General features: G+C 72.9%; 18 protein-coding genes and 1 tRNA gene. 7 read left to right on the top strand and 12 right to left on the bottom strand.

Annotation, left to right across the window (positions count from 1 at the left end; translation table 11 throughout):
* Positions 1-129: 129 nt before the first annotated feature.
* Complete coding sequence (locus tag EES41_RS09450; protein WP_123082363.1) at positions 130-1,449, bottom strand: serine-threonine protein kinase; 1,320 nt, start codon at positions 1,447-1,449, stop codon at positions 130-132.
* Between the two features lie 95 nt (positions 1,450-1,544).
* Positions 1,545-2,861, bottom strand: coding sequence for an exo-beta-N-acetylmuramidase NamZ domain-containing protein (locus EES41_RS09445; RefSeq protein WP_123077219.1), 1,317 nt, complete (start codon positions 2,859-2,861; stop codon positions 1,545-1,547).
* Positions 2,862-2,954: 93 nt separating this feature from the next.
* Between EES41_RS09445 and EES41_RS09440 the strand changes: the two genes are divergently transcribed.
* The 3 genes from EES41_RS09440 (at position 2,955) to EES41_RS09430 (ending at position 6,119) form a co-directional block, all read left to right on the top strand.
* Positions 2,955-3,719 carry an SDR family oxidoreductase gene (locus EES41_RS09440; protein ID WP_123077217.1) on the top strand — a complete coding sequence of 255 codons (765 nt, stop codon included), beginning with the start codon at positions 2,955-2,957 and terminating at the stop codon, positions 3,717-3,719.
* Positions 3,716-5,446 (top strand): class I adenylate-forming enzyme family protein, encoded by a 1,731-nt coding sequence (locus EES41_RS09435; RefSeq protein WP_254211388.1) that lies wholly within the window; start codon positions 3,716-3,718, stop codon positions 5,444-5,446. The genes EES41_RS09440 and EES41_RS09435 overlap by 4 nt, the downstream gene beginning before the upstream one ends.
* Positions 5,447-5,510: 64 nt before the next feature.
* Entirely contained in the window at positions 5,511-6,119 is a 609-nt protein-coding gene (locus EES41_RS09430; RefSeq protein WP_123077215.1) for a TetR/AcrR family transcriptional regulator, read from the top strand.
* A gap of 128 nt (positions 6,120-6,247) precedes the next feature.
* On the opposite strand, the gene EES41_RS09425 is transcribed toward EES41_RS09430, so the two are convergent.
* The 8 genes from EES41_RS09425 to EES41_RS09390 form a co-directional block, all read right to left on the bottom strand.
* Positions 6,248-7,447 carry a S8 family peptidase gene (locus tag EES41_RS09425; RefSeq protein ID WP_123077213.1) on the bottom strand — a complete coding sequence of 400 codons (1,200 nt, stop codon included), beginning with the start codon at positions 7,445-7,447 and terminating at the stop codon, positions 6,248-6,250.
* A gap of 189 nt (positions 7,448-7,636) precedes the next feature.
* Positions 7,637-8,896: an acyl-CoA dehydrogenase family protein gene (locus EES41_RS09420; protein ID WP_123077211.1), complete on the bottom strand. Its 1,260-nt coding sequence runs from the start codon at positions 8,894-8,896 to the stop codon at positions 7,637-7,639.
* Positions 8,897-8,905: 9 nt separating this feature from the next.
* Positions 8,906-9,958, bottom strand: a complete 1,053-nt coding sequence (locus EES41_RS09415) for a phosphotransferase family protein (protein ID WP_123077209.1) — start codon at positions 9,956-9,958, stop codon at positions 8,906-8,908.
* Between the two features lie 187 nt (positions 9,959-10,145).
* Complete coding sequence (locus EES41_RS09410; protein WP_123077207.1) at positions 10,146-11,057, bottom strand: MBL fold metallo-hydrolase; 912 nt, start codon at positions 11,055-11,057, stop codon at positions 10,146-10,148.
* Positions 11,058-11,142: 85 nt separating this feature from the next.
* A complete protein-coding gene (locus EES41_RS09405) occupies positions 11,143-11,439 on the bottom strand; it encodes a hypothetical protein (protein ID WP_123077205.1) in 297 nt (98 codons plus the stop codon).
* Positions 11,440-11,532: 93 nt separating this feature from the next.
* Positions 11,533-11,853, bottom strand: coding sequence for a DUF202 domain-containing protein (locus EES41_RS09400; protein ID WP_123077203.1), 321 nt, complete (start codon positions 11,851-11,853; stop codon positions 11,533-11,535).
* A complete protein-coding gene (locus tag EES41_RS09395) occupies positions 11,850-12,248 on the bottom strand; it encodes a YidH family protein (protein ID WP_073774723.1) in 399 nt (132 codons plus the stop codon). Before EES41_RS09395 ends, EES41_RS09400 begins: the two co-directional genes overlap by 4 nt.
* 9 nt (positions 12,249-12,257) lie before the next feature.
* Positions 12,258-12,779 (bottom strand): NUDIX hydrolase, encoded by a 522-nt coding sequence (locus EES41_RS09390; protein WP_123082361.1) that lies wholly within the window; start codon positions 12,777-12,779, stop codon positions 12,258-12,260.
* A 102-nt stretch (positions 12,780-12,881) separates the two neighbouring features.
* Here EES41_RS09390 and EES41_RS09385 point away from each other — a divergent pair, with 102 nt between their 5' ends.
* On the top strand, positions 12,882-14,537 hold the full coding sequence (locus EES41_RS09385) for an FAD-binding dehydrogenase (protein WP_123077201.1): 1,656 nt from the start codon (positions 12,882-12,884) through the stop codon (positions 14,535-14,537).
* Between the two features lie 68 nt (positions 14,538-14,605).
* On the opposite strand, the gene EES41_RS09380 is transcribed toward EES41_RS09385, so the two are convergent.
* Complete coding sequence (locus EES41_RS09380) at positions 14,606-15,037, bottom strand: ASCH domain-containing protein (RefSeq protein ID WP_123077199.1); 432 nt, start codon at positions 15,035-15,037, stop codon at positions 14,606-14,608.
* 222 nt (positions 15,038-15,259) lie between these two features.
* Here EES41_RS09380 and EES41_RS09375 point away from each other — a divergent pair, with 222 nt between their 5' ends.
* The 3 genes from EES41_RS09375 to EES41_RS09365 all read left to right on the top strand — a co-directional run bounded on the left by EES41_RS09375 (position 15,260) and on the right by EES41_RS09365 (position 19,505).
* Positions 15,260-16,207, top strand: a complete 948-nt coding sequence (locus EES41_RS09375) for a hypothetical protein (RefSeq protein ID WP_100582369.1) — start codon at positions 15,260-15,262, stop codon at positions 16,205-16,207.
* Between the two features lie 94 nt (positions 16,208-16,301).
* Entirely contained in the window at positions 16,302-17,846 is a 1,545-nt protein-coding gene (locus tag EES41_RS09370; RefSeq protein ID WP_123077197.1) for an APC family permease, read from the top strand.
* Between the two features lie 219 nt (positions 17,847-18,065).
* Entirely contained in the window at positions 18,066-19,505 is a 1,440-nt protein-coding gene (locus EES41_RS09365) for an amino acid permease (RefSeq protein ID WP_123077195.1), read from the top strand.
* Between the two features lie 133 nt (positions 19,506-19,638).
* Here the strand turns inward: EES41_RS09365 and EES41_RS09360 are convergent.
* Positions 19,639-19,723 (bottom strand) — tRNA-Leu (locus EES41_RS09360).
* Between the last annotated feature and the right edge of the window lie 51 nt (positions 19,724-19,774).

Here is a 19,774-nt window from a genome sequence, read left to right as displayed (position 1 = left end):
GCCTACGCCCGCACCGCGGCGTCGTACTACGTCGAACGACGCCACACGCTCCGACGTGCCCAACATGCCCGGCAAGATGTGGGCGCATGCGGGGGCGGTCGAGGCGTACGGGTGGCACATGGCCGGAACTCACCGCCCCATGCGCCCCGCGGCAACCACGACCCGGGCCAGTTCCTCGTGGCAGACGTCACTGTGCGCCCCCGAGGGGGCACCGCCGCGGCGGACCACGGAGCCCGCGTCCACGCTGACGCACCCGCTCCCGGGCAGCCCCGCCCGCAGCACCTCGGCGAGGTCCAGGCGCGGTGCGCCCGCCACCGCCTGCACCCCGTCGTGCCCGATCGCGCCCCACCGCTCGTCGAAGCCGAACAGACCGGCCGAATCCCGCGCCATCCGCGAGGCCAGCGGATAGAAGAGCTTCAGCGAGGTGTCGTACGGGGAGTGGCAGGCCACCACCGGGCCGTCCACCCGCCGCTGGAGGCCGCGCAGGGCGCCGCCCCGGCCCTTGTCGTGCGGCAGGCGGTCGGCGAAGGCGTAGTGCGAGAAGGCCCCTTGGAGCAGGGTCAGCGATTTCACGTACCGGGCCCCGTCCGGCACCGCGCGCAGGGCGAACGAGACCACCCGGCCGCCGAAACTGTGGCCGATCAGGTGGATCCGCAGGCCGGGGCGGCGGCCCGCGAGCTGCGTCAGCACCGGGCCGAGCCCGCGTTCGCCGACGACACCGGCCCGCTTCTTCATCTCGTAGTACGTCGCCTGCCGCAGCACCTCCTTCGCCCCGCCCCACAGGGCGCGCAGGGGGGCGCCCGCCGCGAATCCCGGGTCCCCGGCGGGGCCGCCGGCCGAGGCCAGCGCCTCGGCGAAGGCGCGGAACACGCTCAGCGCGTCCTCGGCGAACATCGCCGGCACCCCGACGCCGAGACCGCTGCCGCTGCCGCCGGCGACGGCGCCGACGGCATCCACGGCGTCCACCGCGTCCACCCCCGCTAGTTCCCTGACCAGGGCCCCGAATTCGATGAGCGCCGACTCCGACTCGGGCCGCTCCTCCAGCAGTTCGGCGACCCGGTCCAGTTCCGCCTCCCGCCCGGGCCAGAACGCGCCGAGCGCCCGCCGGGTGGCCGGGTCCAACGCCGCCCCGTAGCCGGGCTCGGCGAGCGCTCCCGGGTCGTCGAAGTCCGGGATCGGTTCGTCCGAGAACCGGATCGAGGGCCAGACGACCCCCACGTATCCCAGTCGTACCGCAGGCCCCACCAGCTCCGGGAAGGGGGCGAAGAACCGGTCGAAGAGCCGGGTGGCGGTGGACCGGTCGCTGTTCCAGCCGTGCGCGAAGACCACCAGGTCGGTGGCGTCGATCCGGGCGACCGCGTCCCGGGTGCCCCCGTCCACGTCTCCCTCGGCGTCGAACGTCAGCTCCTCGTAAGGCCCGACCCCGACCCCGACCCCGATGTCCGCCATGACGTCCCCCTCCACGCCGCGCCTCCGGTGCGGTCAGCATCCCGCTGCCGCGCCCGCCCTGCCAGCCCCGTGACGTGACCGGTGCTGTGAACGCGTCACGGGTAGAGGAGGTACCGCTCGCGCACCGCCGCGAAACGTTCCAGCCCCGCCGCCCAGTCGCCCGCGATCTCCTCCACCCCGGCCCCCGCGTCCACGAGGGTGCGCACCCGGTCCGAGCCGGTCAGCCGGTCGATCCAGTGGTCCGCGCGCCAGGCGAAACCGCTCCAGCCGCGCCGCGCGGTGACCAGCAGCCCGATCCCCGCCCGCACCGGATCGAAGGCCGCCCGGTCGTGCACGAGCAGCCGTACCCCGCCGCACGGCTTCCCCGTGAACTTGGAGAAGGTCGGAGTGAAGTACGCCTCCCGGAACCACACCCCCGGCAGCTCCAGCGCGTTCGCCGCCTCCGCCCAGCGCCGGTCCAGGCCCTCCGCGCCCAGCACCTCGAAGGGCGTGGTCGTACCCCGGCCCTCCGACAGGTTCGTGCCCTCGAACAGGCAGGTGCCGGCGTACGCGAGGGCCGTGTCCGGCGTCGGCACGTTCGGGCTCGGCGGCACCCACGGCAGGCCGGTGGCACCGAAGTGGAGGTCCCGCCGCCAGCCGCTCATCCGTACCGTCCGCAGCGCGACCGGGTTCGCGGCCAGGAACTCGCCGTTGAAGAGCAGGGCCAGCTCCGCCGCCGTCATCCCGTGCGTGAGCGCGATCGGCTCCCGGCCCACGAAGCTCGCGTACGGCCGCTCCAGCACCGGCCCGGCCGCGCGTCGGCCGCCCACCGGGTTGGGGCGGTCCAGGACCACCACCGCCTTGCCGGCGAGCGCGGCCGCGCGCATGCAGTCGTAGAGGGTCCAGATGTAGGTGTAGAAGCGCGCCCCGACGTCCTGGATGTCGAAGACGACCGTGTCGATCCCGGCCGCGGTGAACACGTCCGCGAGCTGCTGCCCGCTCTTGCCGTACGTGTCGTGCACCGGCAGGCCGGTCGCCGGATCGCGCGCGGCGCCCTCCGACCCGCCGGCCTGAGCCGTCCCCCGGAACCCGTGTTCCGGGCCGAACACCGCGACCAGGTCCACCCGCTCGTCCGCGTGCAGTACGTCGACCAGGTGCCGGGCGTCGGCCGTGATCCCGGTCGGGTTGGTGACCACCCCGATCCGCTGTCCGGCCAGTACGCCGTACCCGTCGGCGGCGAGCCGCTCGAACCCGGTCCGCACCCGGCCGACATCCGGCGCCGTGGCCTCCGGAGCCGTGGTCACGGGGGTCGCGATCACGGGGGCCGCGGCCCCGGTGCCGGCGGCTGCCGGGCCGGCGGAAGTCGCCCCGATCGCCCCAAGGGCCCCCGAGGTTCCCGCCAGTCCCAGCAATCCCCGTCGCGACAGAGTCATCCCGTCACGCTAGGGCGCAGCCCCCTTCCGCCCCGACATACCGACTGGTTAGTCTGCCCGGGAATCCGGCAGCAGCCCCCGAAAGGTGATCCCGTGAGCGCGTACCAGGACCAGCGAGTCGTCGTCACCGGAGCGGGCGGCGGCATCGGCGCCGCCCTCGCGCGGCGCTTCGCCGCCGAGGGGGCCACCGTCGTGGTCAACGACCTCGACCCCGCCAAGGCCGCCTCCGTCGCCGGTGACATCGGCGCCCGCGCGATCGCCGTGCCCGGTGACGCCTCCGCGATCGTCGGGGAGGCCCGCGAGGCCCTCGACGGCCGGGTGGACGTCTACTGCGCCAACGCCGGACTCGCCTCGGGCGGCGACGCGTTCGCCGACGAGGCCGTGTGGGAGGCGGCCTGGGACGTCAACGTCATGGCCCATGTCCGCGCCGCCCGCGCACTGCTGCCGGACTGGCTGGAGCGGGGGAGCGGCCGCTTCGTGTCCACCGTCTCCGCCGCCGGGCTGCTGACCATGATCGGGGCCGCGCCGTACAGTGTCACCAAGCACGGTGCCCTCGCCTTCGCGGAATGGCTCTCGCTGACCTACCGCCACCGGGGCGTCCAGGTCCACGCGATCTGCCCGCAGGGGGTGCGCACCGACATGCTGACCGCCGCGGGCTCGGCGGGCGACCTCGTCCTGGCGCCGACCGCGATCGAGCCGGAAGCGGTCGCGGACGCGCTGTTCGACGGCATGGAGAAGGGCCGGTTCTTGATCCTCCCGCACCCCGAGGTCGCGGACTTCTACGCCGCCCGCGCGACCGACCCGGACCGCTGGCTCAGCGGAATGAACCGCCTCCAGCGCACCTGGGAGACCCCGTGACCGAGCGTGCCGCCGTGACCGCCGCCGAGGCCGGGGCCGTGACCGCCGCCGCGCCGTCCCGGTACGGGGCGAAGCCCTGGCTCGGGCGGCTCAGTCCCGCCCAGCTGGCCCCCGTCGCACCCCCGCCCAGCGTGCTGGACGCCTTCCGGGCCGCCGCCGCCCGGGCCCCCGAGCGCACCGCGCTGGCCTACTTCGACGGCCGGATCGGCTACGCCGAGGCCGACGCCCTCTCCGACTCCGTCGCCGGACACCTGGCCGGCCGGGGGATCGGCCGGGGCGACCGGGTCGCGGTCATGCTCCAGAACACCCCGCACTTCGCGCTCGCCGTGCTCGGCGCGTGGAAGGCCGGGGCGGTGGTCGTCCCGCTCAACCCGATGTACAAATCCGCCGAAGTGGGGCACATCCTGCGCGACTCCGGGGCCGCCGCGCTGGTCTGCGAGGCCCGCGCCTGGGCCGGTTACCTGCGCGAGGCCGCGTACGGGACCGCCCTGCGGACCACGCTGACCGCCTCCGACCTGGACTTCCAGAGCCGCAACGACATACGGGTCCTCGCGCTCGGCCCGCCGGGCCGGCCCGCCGGCGCCGACTCCGACGCCGACTCCGATGCCGACGACCTCGTCTCGGTGGCCCGGCGCGGCCACCCGGCCCCGCCGGACCCGGGCCTCACCGCCGCCGACACCGCCCTCATCAGCTACACCTCCGGGACCTCCGGCACCCCCAAGGGCGCGATGAACCCGCACGGGGCGCTCACCCACAACGCCCTGCGGCAGGTCACCGGCCACCCGATCCCCGAGGGCGCGCGCTACTTCGCCCTCGCCCCGCTCTTCCACATCACCGGGATGGTCTGCGAGCTCGCCGCCTGCTTCACCAACGCCGGCACCCTCGTCCTGGCCCACCGCTTCGACGCGGGCGTCGTCCTCGACGCCTTCCTCGAACACCGCCCCGACTACGCCGTCGGCCCGGCGACCGCGTTCATGGCCCTCGCCGCCCACCCGGACGTCACCCCGGACCACTTCGCCTCGTTCCGGGTGCTCTCCAGCGGCGGAGCCCCGCTCCCGCCCGCCCTCGTGGAACGGCTGCGCGCCGCCTTCGGCTTCTACCTGCGGGGCGGATACGGCCTCACCGAGTCCACCGCGGCCTGCGCCACCGTGCCCGCGCACCGCGAGGCACCCGTCGACCCGGTCTCCGGCACCCTCTCCGTCGGCGTCCCGGGCGCCGACACCGTCGTGCGCGTCCTCGACGAGCACGGCGCCGAGCTGCCCTTCGGCGAGACCGGCGAGATCGTCGTCCGCGGCCCCCAGGTCGTGCCCGGCTACTGGGGGCTGCCCGCCGAGACCGCGCGGACCTTCCCGGACGGCGAACTGCGCACCGGGGACGTCGGGTTCATGGACGCCGACGGCTGGCTCTACGTCGTCGACCGCAAGAAGGACATGATCAACGCGTCGGGCTTCAAGGTCTGGCCGCGCGAGGTCGAGGACGTCCTCTACACCCACCCCGCCGTCCGCGAGGCGGCCGTCGTCGGGGTCCCCGACCCCTACCGCGGGGAGAGCGTGAAGGCGTACGTCAGCCTGCGCCCCGGGGTCCACGCCGAGCCGGCGGAGCTGTCCGCGTACTGCGCCGAGCGCATCGCCGCGTACAAATACCCGCGACAAGTGGAGATCCTGCCTGTTCTGCCGAAGACGACCAGTGGCAAGATCCTGCGACGGGAACTGCGCGAGCGTGGCTGAAAACAGCCGGACGCCCGCGCGGGTCGCCGTACAGGCGAGGGATCAGACAAGGAAGGTGAGCGCCATGGCCGCCAGGACCACCACGGAGACCGAAGGCACGCACGAGGCCCCGGTACCGCAGCGGCTGCTCGCCGTCGCCACCAGGCTTTTCGCCGAGCGCGGGTACGACCGCACCTCCGTACAGGAGATCGTCGAGGCGGCCGGAGTGACGAAGGGCGCGCTGTACCACTACTTCGGGTCCAAGGACGACCTGCTGCACGAGGTGTACGCGCGGATGCTGCGGCTCCAGCAGCAGCGGCTGGACGCGGTGGCCGATTCCGACGCCCCCGTCGAGGAGCGGCTGCGGGCCGCGGCCGCCGACGTGGTCGTGACCACCATCGAGAACCTCGACGACGCGGCGATCTTCTTCCGCTCGATGCACCAGTTGAGCCCGGAGAAGTTCAAGCAGGTGCGGGCGGAGCGCCGGCGCTACCACGAGCGCTTCCGCGCTCTGGTCGAGGAGGGCCAGAAGGCCGGGGTGTTCTCCACGGCCACCCCGGCGGACCTGGTGGTGGACTACCACTTCGGCTCCGTCCACCACCTGTCCACCTGGTACCGCGCCGACGGCCCCCTCACCCCCCAGCAGGTCGCCGACCACCTCGCCGACCTGCTGCTGCGAGCCCTGCGCCCCTGAGGGGGCCGCCAGGACTCCGGCCGCGACCCGCGACCCGCGACCGAGACGGCCCGCCCCCCGTCCGCCCCTGGTGGGGGCGTGCGGGGGGCGGGCCGAGCGGGCCGATGCGGGGAGGAGCTACGCGGGGGTTACGGGATGACCTTCAGGAGCTTGTTCACCGTGCCCGCCGACGGGTTGGTCACCGCACCCGAGGTCGCCGCCGCCGTGAGGGCGGACGCGGCCTGCGCCGGGGTCGCGGACGGGTGCCCGGCCAGGTAGACGGCCGCGGCGCCCGCCACGTGCGGAGTGGCCATGGAGGTGCCGGAGATGGTCTTCGTGCCGGTGTCACTGTCGTTCCAGTCGGACGTGATGTCCGAGCCCGGCGCGTACAGGTCCACCACCGAACCGAAGTTGGAGAACGAGGACTGCTCGTCGTCGATGGTGCTAGACGCCACCGTGATGGCCTCCGGAACCCGGGACGGGGAGCCCTGGCCGGCGTCCTTCGAGTCGTTGCCCGCCGCGACGGCGAAGGTGACGCCCGAGGCGATCGCCCGCTTCACCGCCTCGTCGAGCGCCTCGTCCACGCCGCCGCCCAGGCTCATGTTGGCCACCGAGGGTCCCGAGTGGTTCTTGGTGACCCAGTCGATCCCGGCGACCACCTGCTCCGTGGAGCCCGAGCCGTTGTTGTCCAGCACCCGCACCGCGACGAGCTTCGCCTTCTTGGCGACGCCGTGCGAGGCCCCCGCGATGGTGCCGGCCACGTGCGTGCCGTGGCCGTTGCCGTCGTCGGCGCTGTCGTCGTTGTCCACCGCGTCGAAGCCGGAGGTCGCGCGGCCCCCGAAGTCCTTGTGGGTCACGCGTATGCCGGTGTCGATGACGTACGCCGTGACACCCTCGCCGGCGCTGTCGGGGTAGTCGTACTTCTTGTCGCCCGCCGTGGCCGTCTGGTCGATCCGGTCCAGGCCCCACGAGGGCGGGTTGTCCTGGGTGGCGTTGATGGTGAACTTCTTGTTCTGCACGACCTTGCCAACGGCCGGATCCGCCGCCAGCCGCTTGGCTTCGGTCTCGCTCAGCCCGGAGGCCGAGAACCCGTTGACCCCGGAGGAATAGCTGCGCTGCAGCTCGCCGCCGTACTTGTCGGCGAGCTTTTCCTTGTTCGCGGATGCGTCGAGGATGACGACGTAGCTACCGCTGATGGCGCCGGGTGCGCCCAGTCCGTACACCGTGCCTTCGGCCGGTGTGGCGGCTCCCGCCAACGGGGTGGCGATGAAGGCCATGGCGGCCGCGGCGGCGACACCCGTGCCGATCGTCGCGTACCGGAAACCGCGGGAGCGCTTGTGAGTTGCCATTGTGGAGAGTTCTCCTCGTGTTGACGTGTGGGGCGTCAAGCTTCTGGAGAACCCTGTTCCGATTGACAGGCGCAAATCAAGAACGTACCGGCGGTTCGGGCTCGTTCAACAAGGTTTCTTAAAAGGCCCCCCGCACCGCCTTCACCGCGCACACCTGTTCACCCGAACTCCCGCACGATTCCCACACGTTCACCGGAGCTCCGCGTACTTCTTCAGTTCCCGGTGGGCCAGCGAGCGCTGGTGCACCTCGTCCGGTCCGTCCGCGAGCCTCAACGTCCGCGCCGCCGCCCACAGTTCGGCCAGCGGGAAGTCCTGGCTCACACCACCCGCGCCGTGCAGCTGCACCGCCTGGTCGAGGATCCCCACCACCGCCCGCGGCGTCGCGATCTTGATCGCCTGGATCTCGGTGTGCGCGCCCCGGTTGCCGACGGTGTCCATCAGCCAGGCCGTCTTCAGCACCAGCAGCCTCAGCTGCTCCACCGTGACCCTGGCGTCCGCGATCCAGTTCTGTACGACGCCCTGTGCGGCCAGCTCCTTGCCGAACGCCGTACGGCCGATCGCGCGCCGGCACATCAGCTCGATCGCCCGCTCCGCCATGCCGATCAGCCGCATGCAGTGGTGGATCCGGCCCGGGCCGAGCCGTGCCTGGGCGATGGCGAAGCCGGCGCCCTCCTCGCCGATCAGGTTCGCCACCGGGACCCGGGCCCCGTCGAAGACCACCTCGGCGTGGCCGCCGTGCTCGTGGTCCTCGAACCCGTACACCGTCATCGCCCGGCGCACCTCGACGCCCGGGGTGTCCCGGGGCACCAGGACCATCGACTGCTGGCGGCGCGGATCGGCGCCCTCCGGGTCGGTCTTGCCCATCACGATGAAGACCTTGCAGTCCGGGTTCATCGCCCCGGAGATGAACCACTTGCGGCCGGTGACCACGTACGCGTCCCCGCTCGCCGAACGCTCCACGCGGGTCTCGATGTTCGTCGCGTCCGAGGAGGCCACGTCCGGCTCGGTCATCGCGAACGCGGAGCGGATCTCCCCCGCCAGCAGCGGCTCCAGCCACTGCTTCTTCTGCTCCTCGCTGCCGAACTGCGCGAGCAGCTCCATGTTCCCGGTGTCCGGGGCCGCGCAGTTCGTCGCCATCGGTGCCAGGTGCGGGCTGCGGCCGGTGATCTCGGCGAGCGGGGCGTACTGGAGGTTGGTCAGCCCCGCGCCGGGCCCCGCGCCCCGTCCCGCTCCGGGCGAGCCGTGCTCGTCCACGAAGAACAGGTTCCACAGGCCCTGACGGCGCGCCTCGGCCTTCAGTTCACCGAAGACGGCCGGGGTGTCCCAGGGCGAGGCCAGCCGCGCGCGCTGCTCGGCGGCCACGGGTTCCGCCGGGTACACGTACTCGTCCATGAACGCGAGCAGCCGCTCGCGGAGTTCCTCGGTCCGGGCGTCGAATGCGAAGTCCATGGGTGTGTCTCAGCCTTCCTGGAGTTCGTTGAGGGTGGTCAGGCCGTGCTCGATGAAGACCGGGACCAGCTCGCCGATCCGGTCGAAGCCCGCGCCCACCGTCTGTCCGAGCGTGTAGCGGTAGTGGATGCCTTCGAGGATCACCGCGAGCTTGAACCAGGCGAAGGCCGTGTACCAGGCGATCGCCCCGGTGTCCCGCCCCGAGCGGGCGGCGTAGCGCTCGATCAGCTCGGCCGGCGCCGGGTGGCCGGGCGCCGCGCTCGTCGTGCTGACCGGGGAATCGGTCAGGCCCAGGTCCGAGCTGTACATCACCAGCAGCCCGAGGTCGGTCAGCGGATCGCCGAGCGTGGACATCTCCCAGTCCAGCACCGCCCGGATCGTGTCGTCCGGGCCGCCGATCAGCACGTTGTCGAGCCGGAAGTCCCCGTGCACCACCGTCGGGGCGGGGGAGCGCGGCAGGGTCCGGCCGAGCGCGCCGTGCAGTTCGTCGATCCCGGCCAGCTCACGGCCGCGCGAGGCCGTGAGCTGCTTGCCCCAGCGCCGCAGCTGCCGGTCGAGGAAGCCCTCGGGCCGGCCGAAGTCGCCGAGGCCCACCGCCTCCGGATCCACCGCGTGCAGCTCGACCAGGGTGTCGACGAGGCCCAGCACCGCCCGCCGGGTCCGCTCCGGGCCGATGGCGGCCAGCTCGTCGGCCGTCCGGTACGGCGTCCCGGACACGTACTCCATGACGTAGAAGGGCGCGCCGAGCACCGACTCGTCCTCGCACAGCAGGAGCGGTCGCGGCACCGGTACCGCGGTGCCGTGCAGGGCCGCGATGACCCGGTGCTCGCGCCGCATGTCGTGCGCGGTGGCCAGGACATGGCCCAGCGGCGGGCGGCGCACCACCCAGCGGGAGGCGCCGTCGGTGACCTCGTACGTGAGGTTCGACCGGCCGCCCTCGATCAGCCGGCCGGTCAGTGCCCCGGTGACGAGCCCCGGCCGGGCGGCGTCGAGGTGCTCGCGCAGCCGCTCCGGGTCGAGGCCGCGGGGGCCGGCCGGGCCGGCTTCTGTCGCTGGGGTCATGGGCGCGCCTCCGTGCGGAGTTGACGATGACGAACGGACGGAAGCCATCATGCCGACCAGTCGGTATGTCGTCCAGAGGGTTCGGCCGGAAGAGTTCCGGACCCCCGCGGCGGGCGCGCCGCGGGAGTCCGGCCCGGACGGGCGGGGATCAGGCGTGATGCTCGGGCGTCTTGCTCGGGCGCGGGGCTCAGGCGTGGCAGAGGATCGGCGTCCCGCCGTTCATCACGGTCATGTCCTTCAGCACCGCCGCGATGTCCAGCGGGGCCCCCTCCGGCTCCCCGGCCAGCTCCGCGTACGCCCGGTGTACGTTCGCCACCAGGCGCTCGCTCTCCCGCCAGGCCGCGAACTCGCCGAGCTCCGCCCGCCGGGCCACCTCCAGCGGGGTCAGGCCCTTCGCCCGGCCCTCCCCGGCCAGCTCGGCCACGTACCGCAGGTAGCGCTCGGTGGACTCGTAGGCCGAGGGGTCGGTCAGCGGTCCGTGCCCCGGTACGACGGTCTCCGCGCCCAGCGAGCGCAGCAGCTCCAGCGCCCGCAGCGACCCGGACAGCGAGCCCATCGCCAGGAACGGAGTGCCCCCGGCGAAGATCAGGTCCCCGGTGAACACGATCCGCCGCTCGGGCAGCCACACCACGGAGTCCCCGGTGGTGTGCGCGACGCCCGGGTGGAGGACCCGTACCTCGGTGTCCCCGAGGTGCAGGGTCGTGCGGTCGCTGTACGTCAGATCGGGCGGGGTGATCTCCACGGCGCCGAAGTCGTTGGCGGGCCAGATCATCTCCAGCTGGTGCCCGGCGGCGAGCTGCTCGGACCGTGCGTTGTCGTGGCCGAGGATCAGTGCCCCGGGGGCGAACACGCCGTTGCCGTAGGTGTGGTCGCCGTGGTGGTGGGTATTGGCCACCGTGCGCGGCAGCGGCACCCCGGCCGCCAGCACCGCGTCACGCAGCGCCAGCGCCCGCCGCTCGGTGGCGGCTGTGTCGATCAGCAGCGTCCGGCCGCCGTCGCTCACGAAGCCGGCGTTGTTGAGGCACCAGCCGCCGTCCGGCTGGACGTAGGCGTACACCCCGGCGGCGGGCTGGACGACGTAGGGTTCATCGGCGGTCATGTGCGCTCTCCCCGGCTCGCTGTGACAGGCAGTCGGCATCCTGCCAGCCCGCGCGACGCCGGGGGGAGTGCGGGGTCGCGAGTCCTCAGTGGTCGTCGTAGTGGCCGTCGTGTTCCGCGTGCCGGTGGCCGTCGTGCACGTAGTCCACGTGGTCGCCGTGCGGGACCGCTTCGTGCCCGCAGCCCGGGCGGTGGGCGTGGTCGTGGTCCTCGTGGGCGGTGTGGCCCGAGGGCTCGCACTCGTCCCAGTGCCCGGAGTGCTCCCGGTGCAGGTGGCCGTCGTGCGCGTAGTCGACGTGGTCGCCGTGGTCGACCTCGGTGTGGCCACAGCCGGGGCCGTGCGCGTGCTCGTGCGTGGGGTGCTCGTGGTGCAAGGTCGTCATGCGGCCGAGGCTAGTGCGGATTGCCCCAGATCGCCCGTTCTGTCCCCCAGTGGCGCGGGCACGCGCGACAAGGCGGACCATCACATCAGCGGTTCAGAGGATCACCGCCACCGCGAACGCCGCCAGCGCCACCGTGCACCCGACCACCGCCAGCGCCGCGCGCGGCGCCAGCCCCGGCGGCCGCTCCGCCGACAGCTCCCGGATCCGCCGGTGCGCCGCCCACAGGAACGCCACCCAGAGCAGCGCGATCACCGCCGCCCCGCCCACCTCCGACGGCGAGCCCGACCCGCGCAGGGCCTGCCGCAGCGCCAGCACCGCCACCACCGAGCACGCCAGCGTCGTACGCCGCCACGCGAGCCGGGTCCGCTCCGGCTGGAGCCCGGCATCCCGCGACGCCGCCCCGGAGGAACTCACCGCCCCGTCGTCCAGCCGAGCAGGACGACCACCATCATCGCCACCGCGACCAGCCCCACCCCCAGGCTCAGCAGCACCGGGAACCGCGACGGCGGCAGGTCCTCGCCCCGCCGCATCGCCCGCTCGCACCGCACCCAGTGGTTCACCGCCCGCAGCGCACAGGCCGCGCCCACCGCGAGCAGCGCGAGCGACATCCCGACCCGCACGCCCCAGCGCAGGTCCGGCAGGAACTGGTCGACGGCGAAACCGCCGCCCACCAGCGCCAGCGCCGTCCTGATCCAGGCCAGGAAGGTGCGCTCGTTGGCGAGCGAGAACCGGTAGTCGGGAGTCTCGCCCTCGTCCCGCAGCAGCCGCGGCGCGAACCAGAGCCGCACGTCCTTGACGAAGTCGATCACCTGATCAATCTACTGGCGGGACTCCCGGTGCGCGCGCAGCCGCCGGTACGCCTCCAGCCCGTCCGGCACCCACGGCCACTCGCCCCCCGCCACCCGCGCCGCCAGCTCCTCCGCGGTGAGCCACGCGTGCCACGCCACCTCCGACACCTGCGGGGACACCGGCAGCTCGCACCGCACCTCGTGCACGTACGACCACCAGGCCCCGCCCGGCCCCTCGTACAGGAACTTCAGCAGCGGCTCCGGCTGCCCCAGCCCCGTCACCCCCAGTTCCTCCTCGGCCTCGCGCAGCGCGGCCTGCGCGTACTCCTCGCCCGCGCCCAGCACCCCGCCCACGAACATGTCGTAGGCCGAGGGGAACACCAGCTTCGACGCCGTCCGCCGGTGTACGAAGATCCGCCCCTCGGCGTTCCTGGCGAGCACGAACACGCACCGGTGGAGCAGCCCGCGGGCGTACACCTCCCCGCGCGGAGCCTGTCCCGTCACCCGGTCGTCCCGGTCCACCACGTCCAGTACTTCATCAGCGGCACTCACGGCGGTCATCCAACCACGCGGCCTTCCCACCGCCGCTGTTGACTGGTTACCGCTCCGTAGCAAAGGATCTGCCCCACCACAGCGACCGGAGGACGGGTTCCCATGACGTACGACGCAGACGTGATCGTGATCGGGGCCGGGCTGGCGGGCCTCGTGGCCACCGCCGAGCTCGTCGACGCGGGGCGCAAGGTCATCCTGCTCGACCAGGAACCCGAACAGTCCCTCGGCGGTCAGGCCCACTGGTCCTTCGGCGGCCTCTTCTTCGTCGGCTCGCCCGAACAGCGCCGGATGCGGATCAAGGACAGCCGCGAACTCGCCCTCCAGGACTGGTACGGGACCGCCGGCTTCGACCGCGAGGAGGACGCCTGGCCCCGCCGCTGGGCCGAGGCCTACGTGGACTTCGCGGCCGGCGAGAAGCGGCCCTGGCTGCACGCCCAGGGCATCCGCTTCTTCCCCGTCGTCGGCTGGGCGGAGCGCGGCGGCTACGACGCGAACGGGCACGGGAACTCCGTCCCCCGCTTCCACATCACCTGGGGCACCGGCCCCGGCCTGGTCGAGCCCTTCGAACGCAGGGTCCGCGCCGGAGTGGCCCGCGGCCTGGTCCAGCTCCGCTTCCGTCACCGGGTCACCGGCCTCGGACGCACCGCCGGCACCCTGGACACCGTGACGGGCGAGGTCCTCGCCCCCTCCGACGCCGTACGGGGTACCGCGAGCGGCCGCGAGAGCACCGGCGAGTTCTCCCTCCGGGCCCAGGCGGTGATCGTCACCAGCGGCGGCATCGGCGGCAACCACGACCTGGTGCGCAAGCAGTGGCCCGCCCGCCTCGGCACCCCGCCGGACCGGCTGCTCTCCGGTGTCCCGGCGCACGTCGACGGCCTGATGCTGGGCATCGCGGAGGAGGCGGGCGCCAGCCACATCAACAAGGACCGGATGTGGCACTACACCGAGGGCATAGGGAACTGGGACCCGATCTGGGCCAAGCACGGCATCCGCATCCTGCCCGGGCCGTCCTCGCTGTGGCTGGACGCGACCGGGAAGCGGCTGCCCGTACCGCTGTTCCCCGGGTTCGACACCCTCGGCACCCTCGACCACATCATGAAGACGGGCCACGACCACACCTGGTTCGTGCTCAACCAGCGCGTCATAGGCAAGGAGTTCGGCCTCTCGGGCTCTGAGCAGAACCCGGACCTCACCGGGAAGTCCGTCCGCGACGTCATCGACCGCGCGCGGCAGGCGGTGCCCGGGCCGGTCAAGGCGTTCATGGACAAGGGCGCGGACTTCGTCGTCGAGCGGAACCTGACGGCGCTGGTGCGCGGCATGAACGCGGTCACCGGCGAGGACCTCCTCGACGAGGCCACCGTCCGCGGCGAGATCGTGGCCCGGGACCGCGCGATCGCCAACCCCTTCACCAAGGACCTCCAGGTGACGGCCATCCACGGCGCCCGCAAGTACCTCGGCGACCGGCTGATCCGCACCGCCGCCCCGCACCGGATCCTGGACCCGAAGGCGGGCCCGCTGATCGCCGTCCGGCTCTCGATCCTGACCCGCAAGTCGCTCGGCGGGCTGGAGACCGACCTCTCCTCCCGGGTCCTCACCGGTTCCGGCGAACCGCTGCCGGGCCTGTACGCGGCGGGCGAGGCGGCCGGCTTCGGCGGCGGCGGGGTCCACGGCTACCGCGCGCTGGAGGGCACCTTCCTCGGCGGTTGCGTCTTCTCCGGCCGCGCGGCCGGCCGGGCCGCCGCCGCAGCGGTCTCCTAGCCGGGCCGGGTGCCGGCCCGGAGGCCCCGCCCGCGGGCCGGGCCCCCGGCCTCGCAGGGGCAGTACGGCTAGGACGCCGGGAGCCGGGTGAGCACCCGGAACCGTTCCATCACCACGAGCGTGTCGTCGTCCACCGTGTACTCCGGGTCGCCCAGCGCCTCGCGCACCGGCGCGCTGTGCCAGAACCGCTCGTGCGAGGTACGCCATTCGGCCACTGACGCGTACCCCTCGCCCTCGTCCAGCGCGTGCCGCAGATCCACCTCCGCGAGCCGCACCACCCGTACGTCCGTCACCTCCACCACCGCCACCGCCCGCTCCGCCGAATCCAGCAGGAGGCCGCGCTCACCCGGCACCGGCAGCGGTTCGCCCTCGGCCTCGTATTCGGGGAACAGCCCCGTCGTCGCGGTCTTCATGCCGCTCAGCACCGCCGCCACCAGCTGGTCGCGCAGCGGTCCGGGGAAGCCGAGCAGGAACGGGGGGAGATCTTCGTAGGTGGTCATCCGTCGACCTTACGACGGACGCCCGCCCGCCCCCGCGCGGACCCCGCGCCCTGCGGCGGTTCCCAACTCACCCCCTCGGAGGACCAGTTGAAACACGCCACCCGGTGGCCTGGACCTTGACTCGGAGCTGTGCGTACCGCTTTGCTGTGCGTGATCATCCGGATGCGCTCGTCCGCCTGATCCTCTTGCCCGCCCGCGCCCGCGTCCTGGAGGGAACCCGCGGTGTCCCCGCCCCCGCCGCCCCTTCCGCGCGCCCGCAAGCGGGACGCGCAGCTCTTCGACTCCGCCCTCTGTGACACCGAACTGGTCGACGTGAGAAGCCAGTTCACCCAGGGCCGGTGGTCCAAGGCCCGCGCCCTCCTCGTCGCCACCGCCGACGACTGGGACCGCCGCGGGCACCGCGTCGTCGCCCTCGCCGAAACCCCCGCCGCCACCGCCTGGTCCCGCGAATGGCTGCTCGCCGAACCCGACAGCGTCGACGCCGCCACCCTGCTCGCCTGCGCCACCGTCTTCGGCGCCCTGCGCGGCAAGGGCGCACCCGAGGCCGCCGAGGACGCCTGCCGCCGCGCCGCCGCCCTGCTCCCCGCGGACCCCACCCCCTGGCTCGGCCTGCTCCTGCTCTCCCGGGCCTTCGGCTCCGAGGAGGAGTTCAGCCGCCACTTCGACCAGGTCCGGGCCCGCCACCGGGAGCACCATCACGCCCACCACCTGATGGTCGCCAAGCTGGCCGAACGCGCCCCCGCCGCCGGACACGACCCGCTCCACGAGGTCTACGACTTCGCCGCCTGGGCCGCCGAGGAGTCCCCGGCCGACTCCCCGCTCGCCGTGCTCCCCGTCATCGCGCACGCCGAGCGCTACCGCGTGCTCGCCGCGACCCACGGCCACACCTTCGAGAGCGCCGGCCAGCACTGGTCCGGCCGCCGCGCCCGCCAGGTGCTGCGCTCCGCCTTCGACTGGTGGCTGGAGTGGGAGCGCGAGGACCACCCCCGCAACCGGGTCGACCTCAACTTCCTCGCCCACGCCAAACTCTGCGAGGGCCGGCCCGCCGAGGCCGCCGCGCTGTTCCACCGCATCGGGCGCCACGCCACCCGCGCCCCCTGGTCCTATCCGGACCTCGACCCGCACAAGGCCTTCCTCGCCGCGCGCAACGCCGCGCTCGGCTCCGCCTAGCCCCGCCCAGACCGCCCCCGGCGCCGCTCCACCACCGCCGGCCGCGTCAGCCCCGCCCGCCCCCGCAACCACCGCCCCGCGAAAGGACGCCGCCATGCCGACGGCCAGATCCACCACGGCCTCGAACCCGGCCGAGATACGCACGTACAAGGGCGAGGACCGGGCCCTGCGCGCGGGCCGCCTCGGCACCGCCGGCCTGCTGCTCTCCGTACTGGCCGCCAGCGCGCCCCTCATGGTCGTCGCCGGGGTCATGCCGACCACATTCGGCGTCATGGGCATCGTCGGCCAGCCCCTGCTGTTCGTCATCCTGGGCGCCGTCCTCGCCCTGTTCAGCATCGGCTACGCCGAGATGAGCCGGCACGTCCACAACGCCGGCGCCTTCTACGCCTACATCGCGCGCGGCCTCGGCCCCACCGCCGGCGCCGCCGCCTCCGTCGTCGCCCTCGTCGCGTACAGCGCCATGCAGGTCGGCGTCTTCGGCATCCTCGGCTTCGAGATCTCCGGCCTCCTCGCCACCTACCTGAACGTGGAGCTCGCCTGGTGGATCCCCGCCCTGCTCGCGGTCGCCGCCACCGGCGCCCTCGGCTGGCTGAAGATCGACCTCAACGCCAAGGTGCTCGGCGTCCTCCTCCTCATCGAGTGCGCCCTCGTCGTCATCTTCGACCTCGCCGCCCTCGCCAAGCCCGGCGCCGAAGGCCTCTCCCTGCACGCCTTCAACCCCGACACCCTCGGCGGCGCCGGCCTCGGCACCGCCCTGTGCTTCTGCATCGCCGCCTTCGTCGGCTTCGAGCAGTCCCCGGTCTACGCCGAGGAGACCAGCAAGCCGCACATCGTCGTCTCCCGCGTGATGTTCCTCGCCGTCGGCTTCGTCGCCCTCTTCTTCGCGCTCAGCGCCTGGGCCCTGACCGTCGCCACCGGCCCCTCCGAGGTGGTCGAGACCGCCGCGGACGCCGGACCCGGCCTGCTGTTCCAGCTCACCGAGAGCCGCCTCGGCACCACCTTCACCGACGTCCTGCACGTGCTCTTCGTCACCGGCATGTTCGCCGCCATGATCAGCTTCCACAACGTCGTCGCCCGCTACGCCTTCGCCATGGGCCGCGAGGGGCTGCTCCCGGCCGCCTTCGGCCGGACCAACCCCGGCACCGGCGCCCCCGGCACCGGCTCGCTCCTGCAGACCGGCATCGCCGCCGTGGTCGTCCTCGCCTTCGCCCTCACCGACGACCTGCCGGCCGGCGACCCCACCGCGCCCGTCCTGCACCTGTTCACCTGGATGGGCAGCGTCGGCGCCCTCGGTGTGACGCTCCTCATGGCCACCGCCTCCTTCGCGGTCATCGCCTTCTTCGTCCGCCGCGGCACCGCCGGCGCCCAGGTCTGGCGGCTCGTCGCGGCCGGCCTCTCCGGGCTCGCCCTCGTCGGCATCGCCGTCTACACCGTCAAGGACTTCGGCGTCCTCGTCGGCGCCGAGCGGGGCTCCGCGCTCAGCTGGGTGCTCCCCGGGATCATCGCCGCGGCGGCCGTCGCCGGCCTCGTGAGCGGTCTCCTGCTGCGCGGCCGCAACCCGGCGGCACACGGCCGCATCGGCCTTGGGAACGAGGCGTTCCGCCTGGACCAGGCCGCCGGATCCGACCCGGCCGAATAGCCCGCACCGCCACGCTTTCCAGCTTCCCTGAGGCCCCCGGCACCCGTTTCCATGGTCGCCGGGGGCTTCCGCATGCGCAGCCCGGGTTTTGGCGAGGGGCGGGCCTCATGGTCTCCTGGGGCATAAAAACCACCGGAACGCGACACAGGGGACAGCACCGAGCTCCCCTGAGCGGCGGTCCGCGACCTGCCTGTCCCACCCACGAAGGCGAAGCCCTACATGAGTGACCGCACCTTGACCGAGGCCGCCGCCCCGGCGTCTTCCCGCCATGTCGACGCCGGCGACGAGGGCTACAGCAAGGACCTCAAGTCCCGCCACATCAACATGATCGCGATCGGCGGAGCGATAGGCACCGGCCTGTTCCTCGGAGCCGGCGGCCGCCTCGCCGGAGCCGGCCCGTCCCTCGCGATCGCCTACGCGGTGTGCGGCGTCTTCGCCTTCTTCGTCGTCCGGGCCCTCGGCGAGCTCGTCCTGTACCGCCCCTCCTCCGGCGCCTTCGTCTCGTACGCGCGCGAGTTCATGGGGGAGAAGGGCGCCTACACGGCCGGCTGGCTGTACTTCCTCAACTGGTCCACGACCACCGTCGCCGACATCACCGCCGCCGCGACGTACGCCCACTTCTGGTCGATGTTCACCGACGTCCCCCAGTGGGTCCTCGCGTTCATCGCCCTCGCCGTCGTCCTCACCGCGAACCTGATCTCGGTGAAGTACTTCGGCGAGATGGAGTTCTGGTTCTCCCTGGTCAAGGTCGCCGCCCTCGCGATCTTCCTGATCGTCGGCATCTACCTGGTGGCCACCAGCCACGACATCGGCGGCAACACCCCGGGCCTGGCCAACATCACCGACAACGGCGGGCTCTTCCCCTCCGGCGTCCTGCCGATGCTCCTGGTGATCCAGGGCGTGGTCTTCGCGTACGCCTCCGTCGAGCTGTGCGGCGTCGCCGCCGGTGAGACCGAGAACCCCGAGAAGATCATGCCGAAGGCGATCAACTCGATCATGTGGCGCGTGGGCATCTTCTACGTCGGCTCCGTCGTCCTGCTGGCCCTGCTGCTCCCGTACACCTCGTACTCCGGGGACCAGAGCCCCTTCGTCACCGTCTTCGACAAGCTCGGCGTCCCCGGCGCCGCCGGCGTCATGAACCTGGTCGTCCTGACCGCCGCGCTCTCCTCGCTGAACTCGGGCCTCTACTCCACGGGCCGCATCCTGCGCTCCATGGCCGTGTCCGGCTCCGCCCCGAAGTTCACCGGCGTCATGAACAAGGGCAAGGTCCCCTACGGCGGCGTCCTGTTCACCGCCGCCTTCGGCATCGCCGGAGTCGGCCTGAACTACTTCATGCCGAAGGACGCCTTCGAAATCGTCCTGAACTTCGCCTCGCTCGGCATCCTCGGCACCTGGGCGATGGTCATGCTCTGCTCGCTCCACTTCTGGCGCCGCGCGCAGCAGGGCACCCTGGAACGCCCGTCCTACCGGCTGCCCTGGGCCCCGTACACGCAGATCGTCACCCTGGTGTTCCTCGTGACGGTCCTGGTCCTGATGTGGTGCGACGGCGGGGTCGGCCGCACCACCGTCCTCTTCGTCCCGGTCATCGGCGCCGCCCTGGTCGGAGGCTGGTTCCTGGTCCGCGGCCGCGTCGCGGAGATCGCCGCCTCGCGCGGCTGACCCCGGCAGCGGGCAGCGAAAGGGCCCCCGGGCCGGGATCCGTCCCGAGCCGGGGGCCCTTTCGCAGCCCCGGCAGCCCGCGCTCCGGGCACAACGAAGAAGGACCCCGCCGCAGCGGGGTCCTTCTCTTCTGTGTCCGAGGGGGGACTTGAACCCCCACGCCCGATAAAGGGCACTAGCACCTCAAGCTAGCGCGTCTGCCATTCCGCCACCCGGACAAGGTGTCTGTCTCGCGGCCCTTGGCCGTTCCGACGTGGAAAACATTACCA

Origin of the sequence: Streptomyces sp. ADI95-16 (assembly GCF_003721495.1) — a bacterium.
GTDB classification, from domain to species: Bacteria; Actinomycetota; Actinomycetes; order Streptomycetales; family Streptomycetaceae; genus Streptomyces; species Streptomyces goshikiensis.
This window is presented reverse-complemented; position numbering and strand designations above follow the sequence as displayed.